16 protein-coding genes are annotated in these 12707 nt (G+C 30.1%); 10 read left to right on the top strand and 6 right to left on the bottom strand.

The genetic code is table 11. The annotated features are described in order from the left end of the window. Positions 1-25: 25 nt before the first annotated feature. Genes ACQY31_RS07645 through ACQY31_RS07655 form a run of 3 tightly spaced genes read left to right on the top strand, consistent with a single transcriptional unit; the run spans position 26 to position 2185 of the window. Entirely contained in the window at positions 26-718 is a 693-nt protein-coding gene (locus ACQY31_RS07645) for an ABC transporter permease (protein ID WP_428079890.1), read from the top strand. Next, positions 718-1395, top strand: coding sequence for an ABC transporter permease (locus ACQY31_RS07650; protein WP_428079891.1), 678 nt, complete (start codon positions 718-720; stop codon positions 1393-1395). Before ACQY31_RS07645 ends, ACQY31_RS07650 begins: the two co-directional genes overlap by 1 nt. Before the next feature lies 1 nt (position 1396). Next, the gene (locus tag ACQY31_RS07655; protein WP_428079892.1) at positions 1397-2185 is read left to right on the top strand and encodes a phytanoyl-CoA dioxygenase family protein; all 789 of its coding nucleotides are present in this window, start codon (positions 1397-1399) and stop codon (positions 2183-2185) included. Here the strand turns inward: ACQY31_RS07655 and ACQY31_RS07660 are convergent. Beyond that, positions 2175-2564 carry a DUF6165 family protein gene (locus tag ACQY31_RS07660; protein ID WP_428079893.1) on the bottom strand — a complete coding sequence of 130 codons (390 nt, stop codon included), beginning with the start codon at positions 2562-2564 and terminating at the stop codon, positions 2175-2177. The genes ACQY31_RS07655 and ACQY31_RS07660 overlap by 11 nt on opposite strands. Before the next feature lie 32 nt (positions 2565-2596). Between ACQY31_RS07660 and ACQY31_RS07665 the strand changes: the two genes are divergently transcribed. Then, the gene (locus ACQY31_RS07665) at positions 2597-3538 is read left to right on the top strand and encodes a glycosyltransferase family 9 protein (protein WP_428079894.1); all 942 of its coding nucleotides are present in this window, start codon (positions 2597-2599) and stop codon (positions 3536-3538) included. Here ACQY31_RS07665 and ACQY31_RS07670 read toward each other — a convergent pair. Next, positions 3528-4604 (bottom strand): AbrB family transcriptional regulator, encoded by a 1077-nt coding sequence (locus ACQY31_RS07670; RefSeq protein ID WP_428079895.1) that lies wholly within the window; start codon positions 4602-4604, stop codon positions 3528-3530. The two genes, ACQY31_RS07665 and ACQY31_RS07670, sit on opposite strands and share 11 nt — an antisense overlap. Before the next feature lie 222 nt (positions 4605-4826). Between ACQY31_RS07670 and ACQY31_RS07675 the strand changes: the two genes are divergently transcribed. Genes ACQY31_RS07675 through ACQY31_RS07685 form a run of 3 tightly spaced genes read left to right on the top strand, consistent with a single transcriptional unit; the run spans position 4827 to position 7802 of the window. Then, positions 4827-5807, top strand: a complete 981-nt coding sequence (locus ACQY31_RS07675; RefSeq protein WP_428079896.1) for a tripartite tricarboxylate transporter substrate binding protein — start codon at positions 4827-4829, stop codon at positions 5805-5807. Positions 5808-5835: 28 nt separating this feature from the next. Continuing rightward, entirely contained in the window at positions 5836-6306 is a 471-nt protein-coding gene (locus tag ACQY31_RS07680) for a tripartite tricarboxylate transporter TctB family protein (protein WP_428079897.1), read from the top strand. Beyond that, positions 6303-7802: a tripartite tricarboxylate transporter permease gene (locus tag ACQY31_RS07685; RefSeq protein ID WP_428079898.1), complete on the top strand. Its 1500-nt coding sequence runs from the start codon at positions 6303-6305 to the stop codon at positions 7800-7802. Before ACQY31_RS07680 ends, ACQY31_RS07685 begins: the two co-directional genes overlap by 4 nt. Here ACQY31_RS07685 and ACQY31_RS07690 read toward each other — a convergent pair. From ACQY31_RS07690 to ACQY31_RS07700, 3 genes are read right to left on the bottom strand one after another with little or no spacing between them, the layout of a single operon-like run. After that, the gene (locus tag ACQY31_RS07690; protein WP_428079899.1) at positions 7799-8689 is read right to left on the bottom strand and encodes a DMT family transporter; all 891 of its coding nucleotides are present in this window, start codon (positions 8687-8689) and stop codon (positions 7799-7801) included. The genes ACQY31_RS07685 and ACQY31_RS07690 overlap by 4 nt on opposite strands. Beyond that, positions 8686-9768, bottom strand: a complete 1083-nt coding sequence (locus ACQY31_RS07695) for a glycosyltransferase family 4 protein (protein WP_428079900.1) — start codon at positions 9766-9768, stop codon at positions 8686-8688. Before ACQY31_RS07695 ends, ACQY31_RS07690 begins: the two co-directional genes overlap by 4 nt. Beyond that, a complete protein-coding gene (locus tag ACQY31_RS07700) occupies positions 9768-10322 on the bottom strand; it encodes a thioredoxin family protein (RefSeq protein ID WP_428079901.1) in 555 nt (184 codons plus the stop codon). The genes ACQY31_RS07695 and ACQY31_RS07700 overlap by 1 nt, the downstream gene beginning before the upstream one ends. A 20-nt stretch (positions 10323-10342) precedes the next feature. Here ACQY31_RS07700 and ACQY31_RS07705 point away from each other — a divergent pair, with 20 nt between their 5' ends. The 3 genes from ACQY31_RS07705 to ACQY31_RS07715 are packed head-to-tail and all read left to right on the top strand — an operon-like array spanning position 10343 to position 12102. Continuing rightward, positions 10343-10855 (top strand): gamma carbonic anhydrase family protein, encoded by a 513-nt coding sequence (locus tag ACQY31_RS07705; protein ID WP_428079902.1) that lies wholly within the window; start codon positions 10343-10345, stop codon positions 10853-10855. Between the two features lie 11 nt (positions 10856-10866). After that, positions 10867-11787 (top strand): ROK family protein, encoded by a 921-nt coding sequence (locus ACQY31_RS07710; protein ID WP_428079903.1) that lies wholly within the window; start codon positions 10867-10869, stop codon positions 11785-11787. Positions 11788-11811: 24 nt separating this feature from the next. Further along, positions 11812-12102: a DUF1330 domain-containing protein gene (locus ACQY31_RS07715; protein ID WP_262589034.1), complete on the top strand. Its 291-nt coding sequence runs from the start codon at positions 11812-11814 to the stop codon at positions 12100-12102. On the opposite strand, the gene ACQY31_RS07720 is transcribed toward ACQY31_RS07715, so the two are convergent. After that, the gene (locus ACQY31_RS07720; RefSeq protein WP_428079904.1) at positions 12099-12704 is read right to left on the bottom strand and encodes a flavin-binding protein; all 606 of its coding nucleotides are present in this window, start codon (positions 12702-12704) and stop codon (positions 12099-12101) included. The two genes, ACQY31_RS07715 and ACQY31_RS07720, sit on opposite strands and share 4 nt — an antisense overlap. Positions 12705-12707 lie beyond the last annotated feature (3 nt).

Here is a 12707-nt window from a genome sequence, read left to right on the forward strand (position 1 = left end):
CTATAATATATAGTCGCCAGTCTATATGGAACTTCTTGCATTTGGAAAAACAGGTTGGGGTGATGAGTTATTTTATGCAACCTTAATGACTGTTGCTGTATCTGTTACAGCAATGTTAGTTGGTTTTCTTTTTGCTTTAATTTTTACTCCTCTTAAACTTTCAAAATACAAAACACTAAACTTTGTAGGTAATTTTTACACCACAGTAATAAGAGGTGTTCCTGAATTATTAGTAATCTATTTGTTATTTTTTGGTGGAAGTGGTGCAATCATGTATGTTGCGTCAATTTTTGGTTATTACGAATATATAGAAATCAATGCATTTATTACTGGTGCTGTTGCTATAGGGATAATTTCTGGAGCTTATTCAACAGAAGTTTTTAGAGGAGCTATACAATCAATTGATAAAGGGCAGTTTGAGGCTGCAAAAGTTTTAGGAATAAACAAGTTTGGTCAATTCTATAAAATTATTCTTCCTCAAATGTTAAGACTTGCTATTCCAAATTTAAGTAATGTTTGGCAAATTACTTTAAAGGACACTTCTTTAATATCAGTGACTGGTTTGGTCGAAATCATGAGACAATCTTATATTGCTGCAGGATCTACGAGAGATCCATTATTTTTTTATTCTTTTGCTGCAGTTTTATATTTATTGCTCACTTACATAAGTATGAAGTTAATTAATAAATTAGAAGTCAAATATAGTAGGGGTTATTAATGGATTTTGATTTAATGATCACTAGTTTTCCAAAACTTTTAGGAGCAACTGTTATTACTTTAAAGCTTTTGTCTGCCTCTTTATTTTTTGGATTATTTCTTGGATTATTTTTTGCAATTTTAAGATTAAACAAAAATATATTTATTAATAAATTTGCTTATGGATACTCTTATGTTTTCAGAGGCACTCCTTTATTAGTTCAAATTTTTATTATTTATTTTGGTCTTGGACAAATTGAATATTTAAGATCAACATTTTTGTGGGTTGTTTTGAAAGAACCTTATTGGTGTGCAATAATTGCTTTTACGTTAAATACTGGCGCATACACATCCGAGATTTTAAGATCTGCATTTCAAACTATAAAACCTGGAATTATTGAAGCTGGAAAAAGTCTAGGTATTTCAAATAAAATTATATTTTATAAAATTCAAATACCTATTGCGATTAGACAATCTCTTCCTGCCTATGGAAATGAAATAATTTTAATGATGAAAGGTACTTCATTAGCAAGCACTGTTACACTTATGGACTTAACTGGTGTTGCAAAATACATCATATCAACAACATTTAAGCCTATTGAAGTATTTATTGTGGCTGGTGGAATATATTTATTTATGACTTTTGTTATTCACAATGTGATTAAGTATTTAGAAAAAAAATATAGTTTCCAACAATAATATGTATCTATCTCAACAACAGATTGATGATTATCAAAATCTTGGTGCAATAATTATTAAAGATGCATTTAAAGATTGGATTGAACCATTAAGAAGTGGTTTTCAAAAAGTTTTAGACAATCCAAGCCAACATGGAAGAGAGAATGTGAATGTAAATGAAGGAAGATTTTTTGAAGACTATTGCAATTGGGAAAGAATAAAAGAATTTAAAGATTGTATGTTTAATTCCCCTGCAGCTCAAATAGTTGCTGAGGCTACAAATTCAAAATCGGTACAAATTTTTCATGATCATCTTTTTATTAAAGACCCAGGAACAAACAAGGAAACACCTTGGCATCAAGATATGCCGTACTACTGTGTTAATGGAAATGATGCTGGCAGTTTTTGGATACCATTAGATGAAGTAAATAAAGAAAATAACCTTAAATTAATTTTAAGATCACATAAATGGCAAAAACTTTTGAGACCTACTAAATGGTCCAATAATCAACCATGGTACAAAGATGATAGCTTGTTTATGAGTCTTCCAAAAAAAGAGGAATTTGAAGAAGATATATTAGTTCCTGACCTAAAATTAGGTGATGCAGTTTTGTTTAATTTTAAAACCGTTCATGGTTCCACAGGAAATCAAAGTTCCAAATCTCGTAGAGCATTTTCTATGAGATTTATTGGTGATGATGTTACATTTACTGAAAGAGGTGGCTCAACATCACCACCATTTGATGGAATTAATTTAAAATCTGGAGACCAGATGAGAGAGGATTGGTTTCCAAAAGTTTTTAGTAGCTAGTATACTCTTTAATCTCTTTAATAGCAGAGCCAGTATGGTTATTCATTTCTAATTTTATTTTTGCACGATCATCATTTAAAAAATGAACGTCTCTAGAAAGTTTTATAAATTTTTCTCCAAAATCTTTATTTTTTTCACAATCTCTCTTGTCATCTTCAATAACCCAAAGTTTAGTATTTATATCTTTTAAGTCTTGAAACAATTTTTCAAGCTTCTCATCAGACTTAACATTTTTTTCTAACTGATTTTTAAGAATAGAATGTTCGTTATTTATAAAATTTAATTTTTCTGGGTCTTTTATTTTATCTTGTTTGATTTCTAATATTGAAATCTTGTCTAAAAGCTCTCCAACAGAAACCTCGACTATAATTTTATTCATAAAACTTTATACTATGTTAAGTTGTTAGAAATATGTCTAATATTTTAATTATTAAACATGGATCTTTAGGCGATATAGCTCAAGCATGTGGGGCAATTCAAGATATTTCTGAAAATCATAAAGAAGATCAAATTCATTTGTTAACAACAAAACCTTATTTTGAACTATTTAAAAAAAACCCACATATTTCAAATGTTATTCTAGATAAAAGATTATCAAAGATTAACTTAATTTATTTATATTTACTAATGAGAGAGATCAAAAAATATAATTTCTCAAAAGTTTATGATCTTCAAAATTCTAGCAGAACATCATTTTACAAAAATATATTATTTCCTAAAGCTGATAAAACTATTTGGAGTTCAACTGAAACAACCCTTCCTAAAGGAACAACCAAAAAAGATTTTGATAAAGATTCTGTTCTTTCAAGATTTGATCATCAGTTAAAATCTTCAGGAATTAATACCAATTATACATTGAAACCAGATTTTTCATGGAGCACAGTTGATATTTCAGAAATAAAAAACAATTATGAACTAGATAAATACATATTACTTTTTCCTTTTTGCTCACCCCATTTAACTACAAAGAAATGGCCTTACTATAACGAACTAATCTCTATGATTAATGACAAATTTCAAAATAAATTTAAAGTGGTTACTGCACCTGGACCAGATGAAATTAAAGATGCAAAAAATATAAATGCTTTATGTGTTTTGGATAATGGTAAAGCTTTAAATATTTCACAATTATCTGGTTTAATTAAAGACAGTTCGTTTGTGGTCGCTAATGATACTGGACCTGCTCACATAACTGCACACATAGGATCAAAAGGAATTGCTCTGTTTGGTTCTCATACAACTCCTTTTAAAGTCAGTATTGAAAGAGATAACTTTAAAGCAATACAAGCCCCCGAATTATCAAAACTTTCAGCAGAAAAAGTTTTTGAAAGACTTTCTGAAATTATTTCTTAATTTTTTCTAAAACTCTTAAAAATATTGGAACTGTGAAAAGTATAAAAAGCAATCTTATTATATGGTGAAAAGCAACAAAGTCTGGGTCTAAATCAAAAGCAATTGCTATAACTGCTACTTCATAAATTCCCCCGGGACTAAAAGATAATATTAAAGTTAAAATATTTGTATCAACAAAAAAAGTTGCAACGTATGCAGCAAGTAACCCTAATGCTACCAATATTACTGTCGCTACAATGCTATGGAGTGAATTGTTTGCTATTTCCTTTATAGTTTTTTCAGCAAATCTACATCCAACAGAAGAACCAAGAATTAATAGACAAAAATTTACAGTTTCATCTGGTAATTTATACGTGGCTATATCTGTAATTTGTAATAGGCCACTTGCAAATAATGTTCCTGATAATAAGGCTGCAGGGATTCTAATTTTATCAAAAACAAAAATAAAAAATAAAGAAGCAATAATAAGTAAAATTAAATTTAAATGATTTTGAGCCAAGTAATTAAAGTTATCATTTAATAAAACATTATTGTCAGTATTGTTTACGATAATAAGTGGAATTACAGTTATTATAATGATCAATCTAATTAGGTGGGAAGTTGCAACTTGAGATAGATCTGTTTTTTCATTCTCTGCTAAAATCATTAATGGACCTAAAGCACCAGGAGCAGCAGAAAATATAGAGGATTTTTTTCCATAATTTGCAAATTTTTGAAGGTACTTAGCAACAACTAAAATACAAATAATTATATAAATTAACATAATTATAGATGTCCAAATCCAATTTATCATTTGGTTAAAAAGATTTTGATCTATGTAGTTTCCAATATGCAAACCTAAAATTATTAAGATGAAGCTTAATACAATTTTGGGCATAATGATTTTTAGTCCTGATAATGCAGCAATTGATATGACAATCATTGGCCCCAAAAACCACGCAAGAGGAATATTTAAATATTCAGCAACAACTGCACTAGGAATGGAAACTATTAAAACAGATAAAAATTTAATTGAAAAAAATTGTTTTGTATTTTCAAGATAAAATGGGATCAGATGTTTAATCATTTAATATGTTTCTATCATCAACTATGTGAAAGATAAGAAAAAATGTAATTGTGAAAAGTGAATAAAGTGAAAATGTAATTTGTAAAAAAAATAATTTTCAACAGTTTATTGATATTTTTTTTGAGAAATTAGTTTCAATTTTAAGTTGTGTTACTGAATTACAGGTTGCATAAAGATTAAGACTATAATTAACTAATGTTTTTAAAATAGAGAGGGAAAATAATGAAAAACATAAAAAAAATAATTTCAGTATTATTCTCAGTAATCCTATTATTCTCAGCAACAACTACTAGCTCAGTAGCGCATGAAAAATTGCACTTTGTGATCGGTGGTGGTGCTGGTGGTGGTTGGGATGGAACTGCTAGAGGTACTGGAGAAGCTTTAACAAAAGCTGGTTTGTTAAAAAGTGCATCATTTGAAAATATGTCAGGTGGTGGTGGTGGTAAAGCACTTGCTTACATGATTAATACTAAACCTGCTAATACAATTTTAGTTCAATCTACACCATTAGTACTAAGATCAATTACTAGACACGAAGGTTATGTAAAAGGTAGCGGAACTTTATCTTATAAAGATGTTGTGCCGATTGCTGGTGTAATTGGAGACTACGGTGCTATCGCAGTTGCAAAAAACTCACCTTATAAAAACTTTAAAGATGTAGTTGAGGCATATAAAAAAGATCCAAGCTCAGTAAAAATGGCAGGTGGATCAGTAAGAGGAAGTATGGACCATTTAATTGGTGCTTTAGCATTCCAAGCTGCAGGTGCAGATCCAAATGCTGTTCAATACATTCCATATGATGCTGGAGGAAAAGCGTTAGCTGGACTTTTATCTGGAGAAACTCAAATCATTTCAACTGGTTTAGGTGAATTGATGGGTGCAAGAGACCAAGTAACAATTATTGGTATTACTGCTCCTTCAAGAGTTTCTGATGCACCAGATGCACCAACTCTTAAAGAACAAGGGTACGATGTACAATTCGTTAACTGGAGAGGTTTCTTTGGCCCTCCAGGTATGAGCGATGCTGAAAGATCAGAAATTGCAAAAATGCTTGGCGATGTACAAAAAACTCCAGAGTGGGAAGCGGTAAGAGCAAGAAACGCTTGGGTTAATATTTATAACCCCGAGGGTAATTTTGTTGAATTCTTAGAAAAACAAACTGAAGAGATGACAGCTCTTATGAAAAAGCTAGGAGTTATCTAACCTTTGGTTAGAAATTAAAATTAGAGCAGTGAATATAAATACTACAAAAATTATATCGCTGCTCTTTTTTATTTTTTCAGCATTTTATTTATATTTAGCTTATCAAATTCAAGTTTTCACATTTGATGAAAATGCTCCATTTAATGCCAGAACATTCCCAATTTATTTGGGTTATGCAGGATTATTTTTTTCTGGATTAAAACTTATTTTACCAGATCCAAATACAATCAAAGTAGAACATAAAAGTTTAGAGTATAAAAAAACTGGTATACTTATATTAATTGCAATTGTTTATGGAGCTACAATTTTAAAAGTTGGTTATTTTTTAAGCACATCTTTATTTTTATTTGCTTCATATTATTTTTTAGGAGAACGAAGGTGGATTGTAATGTTCTTATTATCCTTTCCATTTGTTGCTGCCTTTATGTATTTGCTTCATGGTATCCTTGATATTTATTTGAGAGATCCATTTTTACAATTAATTGGAGTTATGGGATGATTGAAGGAATACTAATTGGATTAACTACAGCACTTACACTCCAAAACATACTAATGGTTATGGTTGGTTGTTTTTTTGGAACAATCATAGGAATGCTTCCTGGTCTTGGTCCAATGACTGCAATAGCTTTAATGATACCTATTACATACGGTTTCGATCCTGCAACTGGATTAATTTTGATGGCTGGTGTTTATTATGGAGCAGTTTTTGGTGGTTCAACTTCTTCAATATTATTAAATGCCCCCGGTGTTCCAGGAACAGTTGCAACTTCATTCGATGGTTATCCAATGGCACAACAAGGTAAAGCTGGAAAAGCTTTAGCGATTGCAGCATGGAGCTCATTTGCAGGTGGAACTTTATCTGCAATTTATTTATTGTTCATGGCACCAAGCTTATCCAAAGTAAGTTTATCTTTTAGATCACCCGATTATTTTGCTTTAATGATTTTAGGTTTAACTGCCATTGCCGCTTTTTCATCTAAAGGACAATTTTTAAAAGCAATGATGATGGTTGTTTTAGGTTTGATGTTAGCTTCAGTTGGCCAAGACAGTTTGTCTGATATTACAAGATATACATTTAACAATATGAACCTAACTGATGGGATTAGCTTCGTACTAGTTGTGATGGCAACTTTTGCAATGAGCGAAGCTTTAACAATTATTTTAAAGAGAAACGATCCAACCAGTGCTGCCAAACAAGTTTCATTAACTGAATTAGGGTCAATTAAGATCAATAAAGAAGAACGAACTAAAATGTATAAAACAATTCCAAGATCATCAGTAATTGGTTTTTTAATTGGTGTTTTACCTGGAGCTGGAGCAACAATTGCATCCTTTTTGGCTTATGGAATGGAACGAAACGTAGTTAGCGATGAGGAGAAAGAAAAATTTGGCAAAGGAAGTGTAAATGGTTTATCTGCTCCAGAAACTGCAAATAATGCAGCTTGCTCAGGTTCTTTTGTGCCAATGCTTACTTTAGGAATTCCTGGGAGTGGAACTACAGCTGTAATGCTAGGTGCTCTTTTAGGTTTTGGTGTTCAGCCTGGCCCTAGACTTTATATGACTAATCCAGAGATTTTTTGGTCAATAATAATGTCTATGTATATTGGAATGGTAATTCTTCTTATATTAAACTTACCACTCATTCCCTATATAGCTAGAATTCTTGCTGTACCTAAAAATTATTTAATTCCTTTAATTTTATTTTTCTCTGTTACTGGGATTTATGTGATGTCATTTAATAATTTTGATATTCATTTAATGATTGGGATAGCAGTAGTAGCAACTTTTTTAAGATTATATGATTTCCCTATGCCACCTTTGATATTAGCTTTTGTCCTTGGTGGATTGATGGAAGAAAATTTGAGACGATCTTTGTTATTAAGTAATGGCTCGTGGGAATTTTTGTGGGATAGAACTTTAACCGCATGTATCCTAGCTACTACAATTTTAATTGTAGTTTGGCATATTTACAAAACCTTCAAGAAGAAGAATTAAGATTTAATATCTATTCGTTTTCTAATAATTTCTTTATTTAGCTTCATTTCACGGTATGAAATAATGAAAACACCTAAAAATATTATACTTGCACCTATCCAAGTGAAGAGATCAGGGATTTCGCTAAATACAAAGTAACCAATTAGAGATGCAAATACTAAACTTAAGAAAGAATAGGGTTGGGTCATACTCACATCTACTAGTTTATAAGCATGATTAATGCAAAGATGCAACAATGTGCCAGATAGACCTGCAAAAAATAAATAAATCAAAGTTTGTAAACTAGGTGTTTGCCAATAAAACAATGCAATTAGGAAACTAAAAATAGTCATATAACAGTATCCATAAGATAAAATTGTAATTGAGCTATCATCTTTTGTGATAGTTTTTGTAATTATAATCACTATTGACCACATAAAAGAAGATGCCAGTGCCATGTATACTCCAATAGAAATATCAATCATGCCTGGTCTTAAAATTACTAACATACCAATAAATCCCAAAACTAGAGCAAAACTTCTGTAGATATAAATTTTTTCTCCAAGAAACAAAACAGCCAAAATAGTTACAATGAAAGGAACAACAAAAGATATTGCTGTAGCTTTTTCAATTGGCATCATTGTTAAAGCTGAGAAATATAAAAGCATTGAAGGCAAGTTTAAAACTGCTCTAAGAAAATGTTTTTTGTGATGATTTGATTTAAAAACTGCAAATTTAGTTTTTAACATATAAGGAAAAATAATCAGGAAACCAAATAAAAATCTAAAAAAACCTGCTACATAAACATTAACTTCCTCTTGAGCTAATTTTAAAAAGGTTAACATTAATGTTCCACAAAAAACTGAGATTATAATTAAAAAAATTGCTAATTTATTATTTGAAATCAATTTAGTATCTTTTTGTATTCTTCAATTATTTTTGACCATTGAAATTTATTCACAAATTCTTTTGCATTTTTTCCATGTTCTAAATATTTTTTATTTTCTAACATTGAGTTAATTGAAGAATAAATATCATCAAGATTATTTCCATCACATATTAAACCAGTTTGTTCATGATCTATTGCATCTGACGCACCTCCATCTTTACCACCTATAGATGGTACACCGTATTGTGCTGCTTCAACATATGCAATTCCAAACCCTTCAACAGATTTTTTATGAATTATAGAAGGCATTACAAATAAATTTGATTTAGCGATTAGTGCATTTTTTAAATCATCACTTATATCTTTAAAAAACATTACTTGTTCCTCTAAATTTAATTCTTTTACTAATTTTTTAATATTTTCTTCTTCATCACCGTATCCAATACAAATGTAGACGATATCTGGATAAATTTGTTTTAGATTTCTAAGAGCCATCACCACTTTTTCATGATTTTTTCTTTTATCAAATCTTGATACAGTTATTAGTCTTGGCGTTTTAACTTTTAGTAAGCTTTCAACTTTTTCTACTGATTTTTTGTTTAATTCTTGAGCTGGATCAACACCAGGATTAATTACAATAATTTTATTTTCATTAACCCCACATTCAATAGCAAGGTTTTTGGTATATTGTGAGTTAGCAATAACTTTTTCTACATTATTAAGAACATTCAAAACTCTTTTATTTTGACTTGATCCTTTAGGATGATTGATTTCTTTACCATGTATAAGGCAATATTTTTTTTTAGAAGTTTTAATTAATTCTAAACTTTTCCAATGATCTCCAATTATTCCTTCAACTTTATTATCTTTAATAAACTCATTAATTAATTGAGCTTTTCTGTATTTTCTAAGAAGTTTTATTCCACCAACTCTTTCAATTGAAAACGAAGCTAGTTCATCAAAATCATTGTGATTATCAATATAATCAGCGAAAACTTTTATCATAAAGTTCTTAGATAACTCTTTTGATAAACCCCACATTAAGCTTTGCATTCCACCTAGTTCAGGAGGAAAAGATCTAGTAACAATTAAATACATTAATTAGTTTTCCACTTTATGCTACAGCCAGCACTAGGAATTTGGTTTTTAGGACCTTCGCCTGTTTCAGCAATTTGTTTCATAGCTTTTAACAAATCACTTTCACCTTCTTTAACTGGTATAAGATTTCTCAACTCTCTTAATCTCCCACGATATTGAAGTTCTAAATTTTTGTCATATCCAAAAAAATCTGGTGTACAGACAGCGTCATATGCTTTTGCAATATTTTGTGTTTCGTCGTTTAAGTAAGGAAAATTAAAATTATTATCTTTTGAAAATTTAATCATATTTTCAAAAGAGTCTTCTGGATAATTCTCAGCATCATTTGCACAGATTGCTACAGAATTTATTCTAATTTTTTTTAATTCATTGCAATCTTCAACTATTTCTTTTGTAACTGCCTTTACATAAGGACAATGATTGCAGATAAACATTATCAAAGTTCCATTTTCTCCTTTAATATCATCTAGGGAAAGAATTTTATTCTCAGTTGATTTTAGTTCAAATGGGATAGCTTTTTGACCAAAATCACATATTGGAGTTTGTATTGGCATACTGTAAGAATATATAAATTATGTTTTATGATTTAAAAGATAAAAAACCAAAAAACTCTGGCGAAAATTGGGTAGCTCCTAATGCAACTATAATTGGAGATGTTACATTGGAGAAAAATACAAGCATTTGGTTTAATGCTGTTTTAAGAGGCGACATAGAAAATATTCACATAGGTGAGGGATCAAATATTCAAGATGGCAGTGTTTTACACACAGATCCTGGCTGCCCATTAAAAGTAGGTAAAAATGTTACTGTAGGTCATTTAGTGATGCTTCATGGATGTACCATTGGAGATAATAGTTTAATTGGAATTGGAGCAGTAATTTTGAACAAGGCAAATATTGGAAAAAATTGTATCATTGGAGCAAAAGCATTAATAACTGAAAATAAAGTCATACCGGATAATTCTTTAGTAGTGGGATCGCCTGGAAAAATTGTAAGAGAAGTGACTGAGGAAGAAAAAAAAGCAGTAGAGGAAAATACCAAACACTATCAAAATAACTGGAAGAAATATTCTAAATCTATTTTTTAAAAGTTAAATTTATGAAGAGTAAATTTAAAATAGGGATTGATTACGGAGGTACTAAAATTGAAGGTATTCTTTTAGATCATGATGGCAAACAGCTGGAAAGAAAAAGGTATTCATACGAAAGGAATTATTTATCAGGAATTGAAACTGTAAAAAAGCTTGTGGATGAATTTGATAAAATTAGTAAAGAAGTATGTTCTGTTGGTATTGGTATCCCTGGATTTTCTTCAAGACAAACTGGAATAATTACTAACGCAAATTCTCTTTGGTTAAATGACAAACCTTTTAAAAAAGATTTAGAATTAGCTTTAAATAGAGAAGTAAGATTAATGAATGATGCAAATTGTTTTACATTGTCTGAAGCTGTAGATGGAGCTGGAAAAGATTATAAATCTATCTTTGGAATAATTATTGGTACAGGTTTTGGGGGTGGATTATCTTACAATAAATCAATTATTGAGGGATCAAATCAAATTGCAGGGGATTGGGGACATCAACCATTGCCTTATCCAACTAAAGAGGAACAAGAAATAAAAATAAGTTGTCCTTCAAATAACTGTGGCAGACCTTTGTGCGCAGAACAATTTATGTCTGGCATTGGTTTTAAAGATAGGTTCAATCAAAAATATGATACTAATTTTACTTCAGAAGAAATTGTTAAACTTGATTTAGAAAAGGATCCAAGAGCTAATTTAGAATTGGGTTTGTATGAAGATAGAATGGCAAGATTAATGGCTGTAATGATAGGAATTTTTGATCCTGATGCAATAATTCTTGGTGGAGGAATGTCAAATATTGATCGGTTTTATAAAAATATTCCAACTTTGATACCCAAGTATACTTTTTCAAATAAAGTAGAAACTAAAGTATTAAAAAATTTACATGGTGATTCAAGTGGAGTGAGAGGGGCAGCTTGGCTTTGGAATAATGAGTAGAACAATTAAAATAGGGAGATAATTATGTCAGCAGGTTACGTTATAGCTCAATTAAAAGTAACAAATCCAGAAAACTATAAAGAATATGTAGCTAAAGTTACAGAGGTTGTAAAAAAATTTGGTGGAGAATATCTAGTTAGAAATGGTGAATACCAAGTAGTAGAGGGTGAAGATAATTTTCCAAGATTAGTAATCATTAAATTTCCATCATATGAAAAAGCTTTAGAATGGTATCACTCTGATGAATATAAGCCAGTTAAAGACATACGTCTTCAAAACTCTGAAGGAAGCAATATAATTGTGAAAGGAATTTAAGGTACTAGCCAGTTATCTTTATTATTTTCTAAATCAAATTTTGCTCTTCGATGACCTTTAGCGGCTAAATATAACCATTCTATTGATTTTATTTTGCACTGTATAACCGTAAAGTTTTTGTAACCTTCTTCACTTTGTTCTTTAGTGTAATCAAAGTTATCAAGCTCAGGTTTCAGTCCAGATGTAGGAGTATCAGACTCAGTTCCTGGTCCATTATCAACTAAATAACATTTTCTTGATATGTGTTGGGTTTTTGACCAAGATTCTTTAGTTACTTTGTTATTATGATTAATAGTACACTCTACTTTCAGTCTAACCTGAATTTTTTCATCTTTATCATAAAATAACATCGCTGCATTTTTGTTTGATTTTAATTTTTCAATTTTATCTGAGCGAATATCACTATGATACTGAACTAAATTATTAGATTGATCTGATTTTCGAAGAACTACAATTCTACCATCTAAATCAGATTGGTTACCACATATAAATACAGGTATTCTAAAAGGCGAGCTTCTGTCTTTGACAGCATTATCCAACATAGACCAAATTTTCTTTTTGATCTCTACAAAGTCCTCATAATAAGGAACAGTATCAGTCACAAA

The organism is Candidatus Pelagibacter sp., from assembly GCF_965262185.1.
Lineage (GTDB): Bacteria > Pseudomonadota > Alphaproteobacteria > Pelagibacterales > Pelagibacteraceae > Pelagibacter.